Raw genomic sequence first — 15,475 nt, forward strand, 5'->3', positions numbered from 1 at the left:
TCTGCCGCATCCCGGCGCAGTAAGGACGACCAGGGGTGATGACAGGCGACGACGGGTCAGGCATCCCAGCACCATCCCGGCACGGAAAAGAACCAGGGGCCCGCCCCCGAAGGAACGGACCCCTTCTGAACTGCGAGTTCGCCAGATCAGCGATCGCGCGCCAGGTCACCTGCTAGACGTTGAAGCGGAACTCCACCACGTCCCCGTCCTGCATCACGTAGTCCTTGCCCTCCATGCGGGCCTTGCCCGCGGCGCGGGCGTCGGCGACCGAGCCGGTGGCGACCAGGTCCTCGAAGGAGATCACCTCCGCCTTGATGAAGCCCTTCTGGAAGTCGGTGTGGATGACACCGGCGGCCTCGGGGGCGGTGGCGCCCTTCTTGATGGTCCACGCGCGGGACTCCTTCGGGCCCGCCGTGAGGTAGGTCTGCAGGCCCAGGGTGTCGAAACCGACGCGGGCCAGGGTCGCGAGGCCCGGCTCGTGCTGGCCGACCGACTCGAGGAGCTCGAGGGCCTCGTCCTCGTCGAGCTCGGCGAGGTCCGCCTCCAGCTTGGCGTTGAGGAAGATCGCCTCGGCGGGGGCGACCAGAGCGCGCTGGTCGTCCTTGAAGGTGTCGTCCATCAGCTCGTCCTCGTCGACGTTGAAGACGTAGAGGAACGGCTTGGTGGTGAGCAGATGCAGGTCGTGGAGCAGTTCGGCGCGCTCGCTGCCCTGGACGATGCCGTGCGCGAAGAGCGTGTCGCCCCTCTCCAGGATCTCCTTCGCCTCCTCGACGGCCGTGACCTTCGGGGCGACGTCCTTCTTGATCCGGGACTCCTTCTGGAGCCTCGGGAGGACCTTCTCGATCGTCTGGAGGTCGGCGAGGATCAGCTCGGTGTTGATCGTCTCGATGTCGTCCTTCGGCGAGACCTTGCCGTCCACATGCACGACGTTCTCGTCCTTGAAGGCACGGATGACCTGGCAGATCGCGTCCGATTCGCGGATGTTCGCGAGGAACTTGTTGCCCAGGCCCTCGCCCTCGCTGGCGCCGCGCACGATGCCCGCGATGTCGACGAAGTCCACGGTGGCCGGGAGGACCCGCTCCGACTTGAAGATCCCGGCCAGCTTGGCGAGCCGCGCGTCGGGGACGCCGACGACACCGACGTTCGGCTCGATCGTGGCGAACGGGTAGTTGGCCGCGAGCACGTCGTTCTTGGTCAGGGCGTTGAACAGGGTCGACTTGCCGACGTTGGGCAGACCGACGATTCCGATCGTGAGCGACACGTTGCGACTTCCCGTACGTGAGGTGGAGGACTGGACTGGGGCTGTCCGGGCCCGGGTCCGTAGGAGCGTGTGCGGGCCGATCCACCAGTCTACGGTGTGCCCGACCCCGGCCCGGCGACGTATCGAACGCTTGGCCAAGGTCTCGCCAACGGCGTGTCTGTGGGGTCATTTCACACATAAACCGACCTAAGTTGGTCCAGTGGAGCAACACAGGACGCGACCTGCGCAACACGGACCGCGACGCGGCGCCCCCCTGCCCCCTCAGGGGCGGAGGGGTGCGGCCACGCCCGTACGTCCCGAGACGACGGCCCGGCCCACCCGGCCCGGCACCCCCGGCCGCCCCGAGACACGCGGTGCCACCGCCGGGGCACGGCCAGCGAACCAAGGCAACGGCGGCCCCCAGCGCCGCCCCGCGGCCGAGCGACGGAGTGCCGCAGCGCTGGTCCAGAGAGGCAGGCGGCTGCCCGCCCCCCCGCTCACGGGCCTGGGCGGTGGGCTGTTCTGCGGGGCCGTGATGCTGGCTGCCGGATTTCTCGACCAGCTGCTGTTCGACTCGTCCCTGACGGTGTACGGCGCGCTGTTCCTGCCCGTGTGCCTGCTGACCGCGCTGTGGGTGCGGCCCGGTGACCTGGTGGTCGCGCCCGTCGCGGTGCCGATCGCCTTCGCCGCCGGCCTGCTGACCATGACCGACGGCGGTGAGGGGCTCGGCGGACGTCTGGTCGGGCTGGTCACCGCGCTGGCGACCCAGGCGGGCTGGTTGTACAGCGGCACACTCATCGCAGGCGTCATCGCGACCGTACGCAGGGTGCGGGTGATTCGACGCCGGGCGGCACAGCGCCGCCGTACCACCACCTGAGCTCTTCGGCCGTCCCTACGCCTCGGCGGCCCTCATCGCCGCGCCCACGATCCCGGCGTTGTTCTGCAGCTGGGCCGGGACGATCTCGGCTCTGACGTCCTGGATCAGGGGCAGGAACTTCTCGGACTTGCGGCTCACGCCCCCGCCGACGATAAACAGCTCCGGGGAGAACAGCATCTCCACATGGGCGAGGTACTTCTGCACCCGGCGGGCCCAGTGCTCCCACGTCAGGCCGTGGTCCTCCTTGGCCTTGGTGGACGCGCGCTTCTCCGCGTCGTGGCCGCCGAGCTCCAGGTGGCCCAGCTCCGTGTTCGGGACGAGAGTGCCGTCGACGAACAGGGCGCTGCCGATGCCCGTGCCGAACGTCAGCATGATGACCGTGCCCCGGCGGTCACGGCCGGCGCCGAACTGCATCTCGGCGACTCCCGCCGCGTCCGCGTCGTTCAGCAGGGTGACCGGGAGCCCGTCCAGCCGCCCGCTGAGCAGGGCGCGCGCGTCCGTGCCGATCCAGCCCTTGTCGACGTTGGCCGCCGTAAGGATCGTGGAACCGTCGCTGACGACGCCGGGGAACGTTATGCCGACGGGGCCGGTCCAGCCGAAGTGGCCGACGACCTCCTTCACGCCGTCGGCCACGAGGTCGGGCGTCGCCGGATGGGGAGTGAGCACCTTGAAGCGCTCCTCCGTCAGATCGCCCCGCTCCAGGTCCACGGGTGCGCCCTTGATACCGGATCCACCGATGTCCACGCCGAAGATCTTCATGGTCACCACGGTACGGCGTCGGACCGGCAGCCCTCTTGCCGAAGCCGTGACGGAGGCGGACCCGTCAGCTCTCCGAAGTACGCTCCGCGAGCAGCGTCGCCGCCTCCTCGCGCAGGTCGCGGCGCAGTTCCTTGGGCAGCGAGAAGGTGATGGACTCCTCGGCGGCCTTGACGATCTCGACGTCCTCGAAGCCGCGCCCCGCGAGCCACTCCAGGACCTGCTCGACCAGGACCTCCGGGACGGAGGCACCCGAGGTCACGCCGACGGTCGTCACACCCTCCAGCCAGGCCTCGTCGATCTCGTCGGCGAAGTCCACGAGGTAGGCCTCGCGCGCGCCGGCGAGCTTGGCGACCTCGACCAGCCGCTTGGAGTTCGAGGAGTTCCGGGAGCCGACCACGATGACCAGGTCCGCCTCGGCGCCCATCTGCTTCACCGCGAGCTGGCGGTTCTGCGTCGCGTAGCAGATGTCGTCGCTGGGCGGGGAGATCAGCTGGGGGAACTTCTCCTTGAGGGCGTCGACGGTCTCCATCGTCTCGTCGACCGAGAGGGTCGTCTGGGAGAGCCACACGACCTTCGACGGGTCGCGGACCTCGACCTTGGCGACGTCCTCGGGGCCGTCGACGAGCTGGATGTGGTCGGGGGCCTCACCGGACGTGCCGATGACCTCTTCGTGGCCCTCGTGCCCGATCAGGAGGATGTCGAAGTCCTCATTGGCGAAGCGGACGGCTTCCTTGTGGACCTTGGTGACCAGCGGGCAGGTCGCGTCGATGGTGGCGAGCCGGCCCTGCTTGGCCTCTTCGTGGACCGTGGGCGCGACGCCGTGCGCGGAGAACATGACGATGCTCCCCGGCGGGACCTCCTCCGTCCGCTCGACGAAGATGGCGCCCTTCTTCTCCAGGGTCCGCACGACGTACTTGTTGTGGACGATCTCGTGGCGCACGTAGATCGGGGCCCCGTACTGCTCCAGGGCCTTCTCGACGGCGATGACGGCACGGTCGACACCCGCGCAGTAGCCCCTGGGGGCGGCGAGCAGAACACGGCGGCCAGGCGAAGCAGTCATGCGAACCATCGTAAGGCCGTGTCCCGGGTCGTAGATCGCCTCCCAGGGGGAGAGCAGGTGACGATCCGGAACAGTCGTGGGGCTCATCGGGGGCCGCGAGGCGCCTGGGACACGCGGGGCGCGCAAGGGGGCAGGGGGCCGGTCGCGCGGAGCGGCGATGTCGGTCCCGGCCGTTACGCTCGGCGCATGGCTGTCAACACGTCCGCGGAGTCACCGATGCCCGTCGGTGAGGTGTCGCGGCTCATCGGCGGATGGATCGACCGGCTCGGGGCCGTGTGGGTCGAGGGGCAGATCACGCAGCTGTCGCGGCGCCCCGGGGCTGGCGTCGTCTTTCTGACGCTGCGCGATCCGTCGTACGACATCTCCGTCGGGGTCACCTGCTACCGCCAGGTGTTCGACGCCGTCGCCGACGTCGTGAGCGAGGGCGCCCGGGTCGTCGTCCATGCCAAGCCCGAGTGGTACGCCCCGCGCGGGCAGCTCTCCCTGCGCGCCGCCGAGATACGGCCCGTGGGCGTCGGCGAACTGCTCGCGCGGCTCGAACAGCTGAAGAAGTCGCTCGCGGCCGAGGGGCTGTTCGCCGCCGACCGCAAGAAGCCACTGCCCTTCCTGCCGCAACTCGTCGGGCTCGTCTGCGGCCGGGCCTCGGCGGCCGAGCGCGACGTGCTGGAGAACGCGCGCCACCGCTGGCCCGCCGTCCGCTTCGAGGTGCGCAACGTCGCCGTGCAGGGCGTGCACGCGGTGCCTCAGGTCGTGCAGGCCGTGAAGGAACTGGACGCGCTGGACGACGTGGACGTGATCATCGTGGCGCGCGGCGGCGGCAGCGTGGAGGACCTGCTGCCGTTCTCCGACGAGCAGCTCGTACGGGCGGTGGCGGGATGCCGTACGCCCGTCGTCTCGGCCATCGGGCACGAACCGGACAATCCGCTGCTCGACTACGTCGCCGACCTGCGGGCCTCCACCCCGACTGACGCGGCCAAGAAGGTCGTGCCGGACGTCGGCGAGGAGTTGCAGCGTGTCCAGATGCTGCGGGACCGGGCCCGGCGGTGTGTGCTGTCGCTCGTCGAGCGCGAGGAGCGGGGGCTCGCGCACGCGCTGGCGCGGCCCTGTATCGAGGATCCGCACCGCATGGTCGACGAGCGGGCCGAGCAGATCACCTCGCTCGTCGACCGCAGCCGCCGTACGCTGCGCCATCTGCTCGACCGTGCCGAGTCGGAGCTCACCCACACGCACGCGCGGGTGGTGGCCCTCTCGCCGGCCGCGACACTGCAGCGGGGGTATGCCGTGCTGCAGAAGGCCGACGGGCACGTGGTGCGGGGGCCGGAGGAGGTGGCGCCGGGTGAGGCGCTGCGGGCGCGGGTCGCCGAGGGCGAGTTCACGGTACGGGCCGACAACCAGGGATCTTAGGGTGGGCGCATGACCAGCAAGACGGACGAGGCACTCGGGTACGAGCAGGCGCGGGACGAGCTGATCGAGGTCGTACGGCGTCTGGAGGCCGGGGGCACGACGCTCGAGGAGTCCCTCGCGCTGTGGGAACGCGGTGAGCGGCTGGCCAAGGTGTGCCGGACGTGGCTGGAGGGGGCCCGCAAGCGGCTCGACGCCGCGCTCGCCGAGGAGCGGGAGGACGAGGAGGGCGCGGGCGCCGCGGGTTCCGACTGATCCGGCGGCGGGCGTCGGCATCCGACGTGCTTGAGCCGTGGCGGACGCCGGTGGTGGGCCTCGGCACTCGACGCGCGTGAGCCGGAGGCGGGCCTCTGTGGCGGGCGCCGCCGATGGCTGTCGTCCGCGTGGTCTCGCACCCTTGAGACGGGGAAGCCGATGCCGCTTCGCCATCCCTTCCGACTGTGAAGTCGATCACCGCGAGCCCGTTTTAGTTGAAGCTTGAACCTCTTGGGCCTAGTGTCGATGCCGTCGGCCGAACCAGCCGGATCACGGCGGGCCTCGCGGCTCTGGACGTCGTCTTCGGCATCGGCTCGGCGAGGGTGGGCAGCGCCCCCCTCGTTGCCGCCCTCAAGGCCGCGCCAGGGATCTGGGTCCATCTGGCGCGACCCATGGGAAAGGCCCCCGCCAATGACGCCGGGGGCCTTTCCCATGGACCGGTCGGCTCTCCTGAGCCGGCCCTCTCTCCTCAGCCGATCGGCTCACGTGATCCGGGTCGTCGCACGGCACGTCCAGGACGGCCGGCCCGGGCCCGTGTCACTTCGTCCGCAGCGCCTGCGCCATCTTCGCCAGCTGGGCGAACGACGCCGTGCCGGCCACCACCGTCGTGGAGCCCTTGTCCTTGAGCACGAGCGCGTCGTAACGGCCACCCGTGTAGCGCTGCCAGACACGGCCGCCGATCTCCTGGGTGGCCTTCGTCTCGTGCGCGCCCTGGCTCGCCTCGTCGATGAACGCGGACGGCTTCTGAGTCGACTGCTCGATCGCCACGTACTGTCCGGCGGGGTCCTGGAAGCCGAGGTGCCACGCATCGGACTCGTCACCCTGGAAGCGCACCGAGGTGGCCTTCCAGGTGTCGGGCAGGCCTTCGGGCGCCGCCACCGGGTAGCTTGCGGCCCGGCGCGCCGTGAGCAGCTCGACGCGGTAGTCCACCCGCTTGAGATCGGGAGCGTGGTCGTCGTGCGGGATGAAGAGGTAGATCACGCCCGCCATCAGACCGATCAGGCCCAGGGAGAGGATCATGTCCCGGACCGTCTTCTGCTTGCCTTTCGTACCTGCCACCCCCCTATCGTCGCAGGTGCAAGCCTCCGCTCATCCGTGGGGCCCCCTGCTCATTTTGTCTGCTCGGCGATAGAGTCTTGGGCGCCACCCTCATCCGGCCGTCGTCGTATCAGAAAGGTGCGCTCCGATGACCGAGAATCATCATCTGCCATCCGAACTCGAAGTTCCCTCCGAGGCACCGGACCGGAACCTCGCCCTGGAACTCGTACGGGTCACCGAAGCCGCCGCCATGGCCGCGGGCCGCTGGGTCGGCCGCGGTGACAAGAACGGCGCCGACGGTGCCGCCGTGCGCGCCATGCGAAGCCTCGTCTCCACCGTGTCGATGAACGGCGTCGTCGTCATCGGCGAAGGAGAGAAAGACGAGGCGCCGATGCTCTTCAACGGAGAGCGGATCGGCGACGGGACCGGGCCCGAGTGCGACATCGCCGTGGACCCGATCGACGGCACCACTCTCACCGCCAAGGGCATGCCGAACGCCATCGCCGTACTGGCCGCCGCCGACCGCGGCACGATGTTCGACCCGTCCGCCGTCTTCTACATGGACAAGCTGGTCACCGGCCCCGAGGCGGCCGACTTCGTCGACATCGACGCGCCCGTCTCGGTCAACATCCGCCGGGTCGCCAAGGCCAAGCGGTCCACGCCCGAGGACGTCACCGTCGTCATCCTCGACCGGCCGCGCCACGAGGGCCTCATCAACGAGGTCCGGGAGACCGGCGCGCGCATCAAACTGATCTCGGACGGCGACGTGGCCGGTTCGATCCTGGCACTGAGCGAGAACACCGGCATCGATCTGCTGCTCGGCGTCGGCGGCACGCCCGAGGGCATCATCTCCGCCTGCGCCGTGAAGTGCCTCGGCGGCACCATCCAGGGCAAGCTGTGGCCCAAGGACGACGAGGAGCGGCAGCGGGCCATCGACGCTGGCCACGACCTCGACCGGGTGCTGACCACGGACGACCTCGTCTCCGGCGAGAACGTCTTCTTCGTCGCCACCGGCATCACCGACGGCGAGTTGCTGCGCGGGGTGCGCTACCGCTCCGAGACCGCCACCACGGCCTCGATCGTGATGCGCTCCAAGTCCGGCACCGTCCGCCGGATCGAGTCCGTGCACCGGCTGAGCAAGCTGCGCGCATACAGCGCGATCGACTTCGACCGAGCCAAGTAGCCGGAGACCGGTCCGACTCGGGGCGTCAGCCCCCTCGGCCCGGTCACCGGAACCCCGGGGCGCCCTCTGTGCGGAGAGGGCGCCCTTCTCGTGGGTCCCGTCAGCCGGCCGCGGCTATCGTCCCCCGCGCGGCCTTCTTGAGCTCCATCTCCCGGCGCCGGCGCCGGGCCAGCACCACACGGCGCTCGGCGGCCGTGAGGCCGCCCCAGACCCCGTACGGCTCGGGCTGGAGCAGCGCGTGCTCCCGGCACTCCACCATCACCGGGCAGCGCCCACAGACCCGCTTCGCCGCCTCCTCACGGGACAGCCGGGCCGCGGTGGGTTCCTTGGAGGGCGCGAAGAACAGGCCGGCCTCGTCGCGCCGGCACACCGCCTCCGTGTGCCACGGGGCGTCCTGATCCCTGTCGCGCACTGGCACCCGCTGGTGCGGAACGTCAGCGACCTGCAGGGACGAATGCGGCGGTTGCAGCACGGTCTACTCCTGACGACGGCTTCGCGAGCGAGAGACGATGCAGCAAGGCCTACCCGCTGTGCGCGCGCCTATGCACTGCGTCCCCGGCCGCCAGGCACCCAGGGAGTGTCGGTGCCGCTCCAACCGGACCCTTTCGCTTCGGATGCGACCGGATTCACAAGCGTCAACGGTCCAGATGTTTGCGCAAAGCGCGGTCCACCTTGTCCGAGACACGATCGAGGATGTCGGCCACCCGCTTGCCCCGCTTCGGCCGGGCTTCGACGTTCCCGAGGACGGCCAGGCCGTCCACGTAGACGACGGGCGCTTCCTGGTCCGCCGAATCCAGCGGGCTCACCTCGAAGTTGCCGAGCACACCGCCGCCGGTGCCGCGCAGCGACACGTTCTCCGGGACGCGGATCTGGACGTCGCCAAAGACCGAGACCGCTTTGATCACGATCTGCTGGTACTCGAAAATGGCCTCGCTCAGGTCGATCTCGACGCTGCCGAAGATCGCGTACGCGTGCGTACGGCGGCCGGGGCGCCAGCGGCCCCTGCGCATGGCGGAGCTGAAGACCGCCACCACGTTCTCGTCGGGCTCGACCGGGATCGCGCCCGAGGTGGGGCGGCCCGGTGCCGGGGAGTCCGCCGCGGCGACACGGTGCGCATGGGCCGCGGGCAGATCCCGGACGAATCGGTCCAGCTCGCCGACCGTCTTGGCGTTGAGCACGCCCTCGACGCGCTCGGCGTGCTCCTCCGCCGTGAGACGGCCCTCGGCCAGGGCGTCGCGCAGGATGTCGGCGATGCGGTCACGGTCGGCGTCGGAGCAGCGCAGCTCGGCCGGGGGCACGGGCTGCCGGTTCGTCAGAACGGGGCTCTTGTGAAGGTCCACGGCAGCAGCGTACCGAAACGCGATAGATCGCGACTACCCCCCGGATCCGGACTGTGGAAAGCCGCGCCCCGGGACCGGGTGCTCGAGCGCGCCCGACTGAGCCCTACCTCACAGGCTCGCCGTCGGCGCCAGGTTCTACGCTGGTGGACGCTGCCAACGGAGGCCAGCCCCGGCGAGTGAGCCGAAGGGGCGCGCCTGTGCGGGGAGACCGAGCACGATCGGCCCCTGGCACAGCATGTCGCGCCCCGGAGGTCGACGAGCCAGGAAATGACGGCCTGTCTAGTGAGGAATGGGCGAGATGCCTGAGTTCGCGTACACCGATCTGCTCCCGACAGGAGAGGACACCACCCCCTACCGGCTGGTGACCTCCAAGGGTGTCTCCACCTTCGAGGCCGACGGGCGTACGTTCCTCAAGGTCGAGCCGGAGGCGCTGCGCAAGCTCGCCGAAGAGGCGATCCACGACATCCAGCACTACCTCCGTCCCGCGCACCTCGCCCAGCTGCGGCGCATCATCGACGACCCGGAGGCCTCGGCGAACGACAAGTTCGTCGCGCTGGACCTGCTGAAGAACGCGAACATCGCGGCGGCGGGCGTGCTCCCCATGTGCCAGGACACCGGTACGGCGATCGTCATGGGCAAGCGCGGCCAGAACGTCCTCACCGAGGGCGGGGACGAGAAGGCGCTCTCCCACGGCATCTACGACGCGTACACCCAGCTGAACCTGCGCTACTCGCAGATGGCTCCGCTCACCATGTGGGAGGAGAAGAACACCGGCTCGAACCTGCCGGCGCAGATCGAGCTCTACGCGACGGACGGCGGCGCCTACAAGTTCCTGTTCATGGCGAAGGGCGGCGGCAGCGCCAACAAGTCCTTCCTCTACCAGGAGACGAAGGCCGTCCTGAACGAGGCCTCCATGATGAAGTTCCTGGAGGAGAAGATCCGTTCGCTCGGCACGGCCGCCTGCCCGCCGTACCACCTGGCGATCGTCGTCGGCGGCACGAGCGCCGAGTACGCGCTCAAGACCGCCAAGTACGCCTCCGCGCACTACCTGGACGAGCTGCCGGCGGAGGGCTCCGAGCTGGGCCACGGCTTCCGGGACAAGGAGCTGGAGGAGAAGGTCTTCGAGCTGACGCAGAAGATCGGGATCGGGGCGCAGTTCGGCGGCAAGTACTTCTGCCACGACGTCCGCGTGGTCCGCCTCCCCCGGCACGGGGCGTCCTGCCCGGTCGCCATCGCGGTCTCCTGCTCGGCCGACCGCCAGGCCGTGGCGAAGATCACCGCCGAGGGCGTGTTCCTGGAGCAGCTGGAGACGGACCCGGCGCGGTTCCTGCCGGAGACGACGGACGAGCACCTGGAGCAGGACGGCGACGTCGTGCGCGTCGACCTGAACCAGCCCATGGACGCCATCCTCGCGGAGCTGACCAAGTACCCGGTGAAGACGCGGCTTTCGCTGTCCGGTCCGCTGGTCGTGGCGCGCGACATCGCGCACGCCAAGATCAAGGAGCGGCTGGACCGCGGCGAGGAGATGCCGCAGTACCTCAAGGACCACCCGGTCTACTACGCCGGCCCGGCCAAGACGCCCGAGGGCTACGCGTCCGGCTCCTTCGGCCCGACGACGGCGGGCCGCATGGACTCCTACGTGGAGCAGTTCCAGGCGGCGGGCGGCTCCAAGGTGATGCTGGCGAAGGGCAACCGGAGCAAGCAGGTCACGGACGCGTGCGCGTCGCACGGCGGCTTCTACCTCGGCTCGATCGGCGGCCCGGCTGCCCGTCTCGCCCAGGACTGCATCAAGAAGGTCGAGGTCGTCGAGTACGAGGAGCTCGGGATGGAGGCGGTCTGGAAGATCGAGGTCGAGGACTTCCCGGCGTTCATCGTGGTGGACGACAAGGGCAACGACTTCTTCACTTCACGGGAACCTGAGCAGCCGACGTTCACCAGCATCCCGGTCCGGGGTCCTGGCCTGGCCTGAGTCCCCCAAGGGCCTCACAGACCCCTCGGCGTCGCCGGGGGGTCTGCTGCTGTCCCTGGGCGGCGCTATAGTCCCCCGCTCCCGTGGCTTGAAGGGCACCCTTGACGCCAGCGCGGCAGCATCGGAAGGGTCCGTGCGTAGAAGTCCGTGCAATCCGCGTAGCCCGGGAGGCTGCTGTGTCGCTACGGTTCATCGCCAAGGACCCGAACACGGACGGGGCGAACTGCCCCACGGTGTGGGTCGACGAGGAGAAGCAAGAGATCGTGTTGCAGGGTTGGACGGTGGACGAGGCGACGCGCGCCGAGTGCCTGAAGACCGGCCCCATCCCCGACAGTGAGACCGTCGTCCGGCTGCCTATGCGTATGGTCGCCGCCATCAGGGAGGCTTGTAGTGCCGCAGACGGCCCCACCGTTCAGTGAGCTGCTGGCGAACTGCCAACGATCCGCCGTGCATCTGGAGATGCGCGACTTCTACGACGACCCCGACGAAGCTCCGCGCGTGGCCGCGTGGAAGGCCGGGCATCGGCCGGACCCGAACGACCGAGCGTCCTGGTGGCGTCCGTGGCTCGACATGGTGTCCGAGGCGGTCTCCCGTGGCGTCGTCATCCGCCGCGCCCGGATCGTCTCCGAGCCGGTGAGCGAGTACACCCGGTACCTCTACGACGGCACGTTCACCAACGTCGCCGCCGGTGAGCAGATCCGTTGGCTTCCCCGCCGGAACGCGTCGGATCTGGCACTCCCCGGCAATGACTTCTGGTGCTTCGATGACCGGCTGGTGAGGTTCGGCCAATTCTCCGGTGAGGGCGTGTACCTCGGCGACGAAGTGGACGACCGCCCCGAGGTGGTCAAGCTGTGCGCCTCGGCGTTCGAAGCCGTCTGGGACCGGGCCGTGCCGCACGACCGCTACAGGATCTGAGAACGCACAGCACCAATGGCCCGTTCCCCTTCGTCCAGCGTCCAGGCGGCCCGTGAGGCGCTTGCAGCACGCCTTCGGGATATTCGCCTAGACGCTGGTCTGAAGGCCCGTGAGTTGGCCCTACAGGCTGGCTGGCATCCCTCCAAGGCGAGTCGGCTGGAGAACGCCGTAACGCCCCCCTCGGACGCCGACATTCGCGACTGGTGCCGCATCTGTGGAGCCGACGACCAAGCTGCCGACCTGATCGCCGCGTCTCGCTCGGCGGAGTCGATGTACGTCGAGTGGCGACGGCTCCAGCGCACTGGACTACGCCGGCTCCAGGAGTCGTACGTACCGCTCTTCGAGCGCACTCGGACTTTCCGGATCTACTGCTCCAACGTGGTGCCCGGTCTGCTCCAGACACCTGCGTACGCAACCGCGCTGCTGACTGAGATCACCGACTTCCGGCAAACGCCCAATGACGTCACGGAGGCCGTGGCCGCCCGCATGGATCGAGCGCGTGTTCTCCGCGAAGGAGATCACCGATTCGCCATCCTCGTTGAAGAAGCCGTCTTGCGGTACCGCATAGGCGACGCCGGAGTCATGGCCGGGCAACTGGGCCATCTGCTGTCGATCATGTCCCTGTCGGCCGTCTCCCTCGGAGTCGTGCCGTTTAGCACCTCCCGGCACATGTGGCCGCTGGAAACCTTCTCGATCTACGACAGCGCCCAAGCTCAGGTGGAGCTGCTGACAGCGGCCGTGAACGTGACAGCGCCATCGGAGATCGAGCAGTACGCGAGAGCCTTCGAACGACTGTCGGAAGCGGCGGTCTACGGGGCCACGGCACGAACCTTGATCACGAAGGCCATCGAGACACTCGGCTAACACGCGTGCAATTTCGTAGAACTTCGTAGAGCCCCGATGTGGCCCGTTCCTAGCGTGGTCTGCACGACCATAGGAGGGACGAGCGATCATGGCGAGCGACGCAAGAGCCTGGCTGTCTGAGGCGTTCGACCGGTTCGGCAGCAACGGCATGCTGTTGGTGTCCCACGACCCGGATGATCCCTTGGGGACGACGGCTGAGGGGGCGGACGCTCCGCCTCATTCGGGAGTGGGCCGTACGAGCCTGCGGGAACGGGTCGCCGAGGCCAATGCTCGGAGCCGTGGCGAAATCCTCTGATGGCGCGCACCGACCCGCGCCGCCCCAGAACGATCACTCAGAATCTGTGGTCGCACAGGGAGTACTGCGGAACGTGTGCCGGACACCGTGAAATCTGGTGCCCCATCTGCTTCGGCTTCGGGGGTTGCTCGGGCTGCAACAACCGGCGGAAGGTGCTTTGCCCTACGTGTGCCGGCGGTCAGCTCCTGCCCAACGTCTGTTGATCATTTCTCGCTGCTCTCCGCCCCCGTCGGGTCTGACCCGATCCCCTGTTCCCCCATGGCTCGGAATCCCGGCGGGGGCGGGCAACACCCCGTTCCGCATACAGCGGGACGGTTCAAGAGGCACCATCCAACTGGAGGTAACCAGATGCGCAAGCAGTGGCTCACGGCCGAGGACCCCGGCAACCCCCAGGACGACAGCGACAGCGGCAACAAGCACGGCGGCGGCGGGTCCGACGAGGGCGGCAACACGAACGACGGCCAGGGACCGGCGGACGGCCGCTGAATGACCGAGCAGCAAGGAACGGACGCCAGCCCCGAGCGGCTGGCGTCCGCGCTGATGGAGAAGGGCGCCCTGACGTCTGACTGGCTTCCCGCCTTCAAGCGGGCGCCGCGCCACCTGTTCGTACCGGATGCGATCTGGCCAGGTATGGCGGGGGGCAACCGGCAGAAGCGCCAGATCGCGCGTTCCGAGGAACCGCGCGCATGGTGGGACGCCGTTTACACGGACGCCCCCATCACGACGCAATGGGATGACGGCGCGTACACCGGACCCGACAAGGGCAGGATCCCGACCTCTTCAAACTCCATGCCCACCATGGTCTTCTCGATGCTCGACGCCCTGAGCGTTCACGAAAATCATCGGGTCTTGGAGATCGGGACGGGTACCGGCTGGAACGCCGCGCTGCTGTCGCACCGCGTAGGCCCTGAGAACGTCGTCACGGTCGAGGTGGACGAAGCCACAGCGTCGGATGCCCGGAAGCGGCTTCGGGACGCGGGATTCGTGCCGTTGGCCGTGGTCGGCGACGGAGCAGCCGGATTCGCGCTGGAGGCCCCGTACGACCGGGTGATTGCGACGTGCTCGATCGGCCAGGTCCCCCATGCCTGGATCGAGCAGACGAAACCAGGCGGCGTGATCGTGGCCCCCTGGGGGCCTACGTACGGCGGAGAAGCTGTCGTACGGCTCACGGTGAAGTCGGGCGGGGCAGCGTCGGGGAAGTTCATCGGGTCCTCGGCGTTCATGCGGCTTCGTGACCAGCGCACGGAGCGCAAGCCCGTTCGCGAGTACCTGAACGGCCAGCCGTGGCCCGCCTATGGCGTCAAGTCGACCACGACGCTTTCCCCGGATGACGTGGGCGACTGGCACGTCATGTTCGCCATCGGCGTGCAGGTGGCCGACGCGTTCCCGTGGATGGAGACGTACAAGGACGGCTCTTACACGCTGTGGCTTCGGGACACGACGGTAACTTCGTGGGCGACGGTCGACTTCGAGACAGACCGGACAGAGTTCGAGGTCGTTCAGTCGGGGCCCCGGAAGCTGTGGGATGAAGTCGAAAAGGCGTACCAGTGGTGGGACGGCCAGGGCCGCCCCGGCTTCGACCGGTTCGGGCTAACGGTGAGCCCCGAGGGCGAGACGGTTTGGCTTGATGAGCCGGGGAATCTAGTTCTGTCGGTTCTCGGCTAAAACAAAAAAATCGGGGCACCCGGCAGACGCCGGGTGTCCCTGTGTTTGGAGAACCTTTTTCTTAGCTGGTAGCAGCCTTGAACCTCACGCGTCATCCGGCGCGATTCCCCGGGCGACCCGAAACTTTGGCCGAATAGTGGTCGGTGATTCGGTCCCACGACTTCGAGCTAACCCCCGCGCGTGCAAGCGAAGGGAAGGACGCGGGTGCCCGAAAGGATGCCTTCAGAGTTTCAGACCCCCTTCCCGGTTCTTCCCGGCTGCCAGGGCCGTTATGGGAGCCTCCGCGACCTGAACACCCGCGCCTTCCCCGTCAGCCGGCCGAAATCCCCTTGACGGTGTCAGTACCGTGGATCGCATGGGTTGGTCGCTGAACTATCTGAAGCCGCGTGAGCCACGGCTGTTGGACGCGCTCTTCCTGTCGGCTGGTCGCGCGTTGCACCTGGCCAATGCCTTCGAGTCGAAGTGTCAGTACGTCTTGCGGATGGCCAATCTTGCCGAGGCTGCACAAGCCGACCCGGTGTTGGGTCTGCAAGAGATGATCAACCTCGATTCGTCTGTGGCCTGATCGGTCTGACCGGTCCGACGGTTTGCCCTATTTGTCCCGATGGTCGGTG

The 15,475-nt window shown here is 68.6% G+C and carries 17 protein-coding genes; 11 read left to right on the top strand and 6 right to left on the bottom strand.

From position 1 onward, the window contains the following. Window positions 1-172: 172 nt before the first annotated feature. Window positions 173-1,261, bottom strand: coding sequence for a redox-regulated ATPase YchF (gene ychF / locus ACQEXA_RS22075; RefSeq protein WP_432932027.1), 1,089 nt, complete (start codon window positions 1,259-1,261; stop codon window positions 173-175). A 484-nt stretch (window positions 1,262-1,745) separates the two neighbouring features. On the opposite strand from ychF, the gene ACQEXA_RS22080 reads away from it, so the two are divergent. Continuing rightward, entirely contained in the window at window positions 1,746-2,117 is a 372-nt protein-coding gene (locus tag ACQEXA_RS22080) for a DUF6542 domain-containing protein (protein WP_433134592.1), read from the top strand. A gap of 15 nt (window positions 2,118-2,132) precedes the next feature. Here ACQEXA_RS22080 and ppgK read toward each other — a convergent pair whose 3' ends face one another. Continuing rightward, on the bottom strand, window positions 2,133-2,876 hold the full coding sequence (ppgK, locus tag ACQEXA_RS22085; protein WP_432932025.1) for a polyphosphate--glucose phosphotransferase: 744 nt from the start codon (window positions 2,874-2,876) through the stop codon (window positions 2,133-2,135). A gap of 64 nt (window positions 2,877-2,940) precedes the next feature. Next, window positions 2,941-3,945 (bottom strand): 4-hydroxy-3-methylbut-2-enyl diphosphate reductase, encoded by a 1,005-nt coding sequence (locus ACQEXA_RS22090; RefSeq protein WP_432932023.1) that lies wholly within the window; start codon window positions 3,943-3,945, stop codon window positions 2,941-2,943. 177 nt (window positions 3,946-4,122) lie between these two features. Here ACQEXA_RS22090 and xseA point away from each other — a divergent pair, with 177 nt between their 5' ends. Together xseA and ACQEXA_RS22100 are read left to right on the top strand one after the other, a co-directional pair. Beyond that, window positions 4,123-5,340 carry an exodeoxyribonuclease VII large subunit gene (gene xseA, locus ACQEXA_RS22095; protein ID WP_432932021.1) on the top strand — a complete coding sequence of 406 codons (1,218 nt, stop codon included), beginning with the start codon at window positions 4,123-4,125 and terminating at the stop codon, window positions 5,338-5,340. 9 nt (window positions 5,341-5,349) lie between these two features. Beyond that, window positions 5,350-5,592 (top strand): exodeoxyribonuclease VII small subunit, encoded by a 243-nt coding sequence (locus tag ACQEXA_RS22100; RefSeq protein ID WP_432932019.1) that lies wholly within the window; start codon window positions 5,350-5,352, stop codon window positions 5,590-5,592. A gap of 537 nt (window positions 5,593-6,129) precedes the next feature. Here the strand turns inward: ACQEXA_RS22100 and ACQEXA_RS22105 are convergent. After that, entirely contained in the window at window positions 6,130-6,651 is a 522-nt protein-coding gene (locus tag ACQEXA_RS22105) for a DUF4245 domain-containing protein (RefSeq protein WP_432932017.1), read from the bottom strand. 127 nt (window positions 6,652-6,778) lie between these two features. Between ACQEXA_RS22105 and glpX the strand changes: the two genes are divergently transcribed. Beyond that, window positions 6,779-7,813 (top strand): class II fructose-bisphosphatase, encoded by a 1,035-nt coding sequence (gene glpX / locus ACQEXA_RS22110; protein ID WP_359392128.1) that lies wholly within the window; start codon window positions 6,779-6,781, stop codon window positions 7,811-7,813. 100 nt (window positions 7,814-7,913) lie between these two features. Here the strand turns inward: glpX and ACQEXA_RS22115 are convergent, their stop codons facing one another. Together ACQEXA_RS22115 and ACQEXA_RS22120 are read right to left on the bottom strand one after the other, a co-directional pair. Further along, window positions 7,914-8,285 carry a WhiB family transcriptional regulator gene (locus ACQEXA_RS22115; RefSeq protein ID WP_359392129.1) on the bottom strand — a complete coding sequence of 124 codons (372 nt, stop codon included), beginning with the start codon at window positions 8,283-8,285 and terminating at the stop codon, window positions 7,914-7,916. 163 nt (window positions 8,286-8,448) lie between these two features. Next, window positions 8,449-9,153, bottom strand: coding sequence for a DUF1707 SHOCT-like domain-containing protein (locus ACQEXA_RS22120; RefSeq protein ID WP_433130791.1), 705 nt, complete (start codon window positions 9,151-9,153; stop codon window positions 8,449-8,451). A 298-nt stretch (window positions 9,154-9,451) separates the two neighbouring features. Here ACQEXA_RS22120 and ACQEXA_RS22125 point away from each other — a divergent pair, with 298 nt between their 5' ends. The 7 genes from ACQEXA_RS22125 (at window position 9,452) to ACQEXA_RS22155 (ending at window position 15,426) form a co-directional block, all read left to right on the top strand. Next, window positions 9,452-11,122, top strand: coding sequence for a fumarate hydratase (locus ACQEXA_RS22125; RefSeq protein ID WP_433130794.1), 1,671 nt, complete (start codon window positions 9,452-9,454; stop codon window positions 11,120-11,122). Window positions 11,123-11,298: 176 nt separating this feature from the next. Then, the gene (locus ACQEXA_RS22130) at window positions 11,299-11,541 is read left to right on the top strand and encodes a hypothetical protein (RefSeq protein ID WP_433130796.1); all 243 of its coding nucleotides are present in this window, start codon (window positions 11,299-11,301) and stop codon (window positions 11,539-11,541) included. Continuing rightward, window positions 11,513-12,037 carry a DUF6879 family protein gene (locus tag ACQEXA_RS22135; RefSeq protein ID WP_433130798.1) on the top strand — a complete coding sequence of 175 codons (525 nt, stop codon included), beginning with the start codon at window positions 11,513-11,515 and terminating at the stop codon, window positions 12,035-12,037. Before ACQEXA_RS22130 ends, ACQEXA_RS22135 begins: the two co-directional genes overlap by 29 nt. Before the next feature lie 15 nt (window positions 12,038-12,052). Then, window positions 12,053-12,901 carry a helix-turn-helix domain-containing protein gene (locus ACQEXA_RS22140; RefSeq protein ID WP_433130800.1) on the top strand — a complete coding sequence of 283 codons (849 nt, stop codon included), beginning with the start codon at window positions 12,053-12,055 and terminating at the stop codon, window positions 12,899-12,901. Between the two features lie 643 nt (window positions 12,902-13,544). Then, window positions 13,545-13,682 (top strand): hypothetical protein, encoded by a 138-nt coding sequence (locus tag ACQEXA_RS22145; protein WP_199814055.1) that lies wholly within the window; start codon window positions 13,545-13,547, stop codon window positions 13,680-13,682. After that, window positions 13,683-14,861, top strand: a complete 1,179-nt coding sequence (locus ACQEXA_RS22150; protein ID WP_433130803.1) for a methyltransferase domain-containing protein — start codon at window positions 13,683-13,685, stop codon at window positions 14,859-14,861. Between the two features lie 355 nt (window positions 14,862-15,216). Next, window positions 15,217-15,426 (top strand): hypothetical protein, encoded by a 210-nt coding sequence (locus tag ACQEXA_RS22155; RefSeq protein ID WP_433130805.1) that lies wholly within the window; start codon window positions 15,217-15,219, stop codon window positions 15,424-15,426. Window positions 15,427-15,475: the final 49 nt, after the last annotated feature.

Origin of the sequence: Streptomyces sp. CA-106110 (assembly GCF_050936285.1) — a bacterium.
Lineage (GTDB): Bacteria > Actinomycetota > Actinomycetes > Streptomycetales > Streptomycetaceae > Streptomyces.

Coding starts and splice junctions, on each gene's coding strand:
- ACQEXA_RS22155 (WP_433130805.1), top strand. CDS start 15,217: ATGGGTTGGTCGCTGAACTATCTGAAGCCGCGTGAGCCACGGCTGTTG.
- ACQEXA_RS22125 (WP_433130794.1), top strand. CDS start 9,452: ATGCCTGAGTTCGCGTACACCGATCTGCTCCCGACAGGAGAGGACACC.
- ppgK (WP_432932025.1), bottom strand. CDS start 2,876: ATGAAGATCTTCGGCGTGGACATCGGTGGATCCGGTATCAAGGGCGCA.
- ACQEXA_RS22145 (WP_199814055.1), top strand. CDS start 13,545: ATGCGCAAGCAGTGGCTCACGGCCGAGGACCCCGGCAACCCCCAGGAC.
- xseA (WP_432932021.1), top strand. CDS start 4,123: ATGGCTGTCAACACGTCCGCGGAGTCACCGATGCCCGTCGGTGAGGTG.
- ACQEXA_RS22100 (WP_432932019.1), top strand. CDS start 5,350: ATGACCAGCAAGACGGACGAGGCACTCGGGTACGAGCAGGCGCGGGAC.
- ACQEXA_RS22090 (WP_432932023.1), bottom strand. CDS start 3,945: ATGGTTCGCATGACTGCTTCGCCTGGCCGCCGTGTTCTGCTCGCCGCC.
- ACQEXA_RS22150 (WP_433130803.1), top strand. CDS start 13,683: ATGACCGAGCAGCAAGGAACGGACGCCAGCCCCGAGCGGCTGGCGTCC.
- glpX (WP_359392128.1), top strand. CDS start 6,779: ATGACCGAGAATCATCATCTGCCATCCGAACTCGAAGTTCCCTCCGAG.
- ACQEXA_RS22140 (WP_433130800.1), top strand. CDS start 12,053: ATGGCCCGTTCCCCTTCGTCCAGCGTCCAGGCGGCCCGTGAGGCGCTT.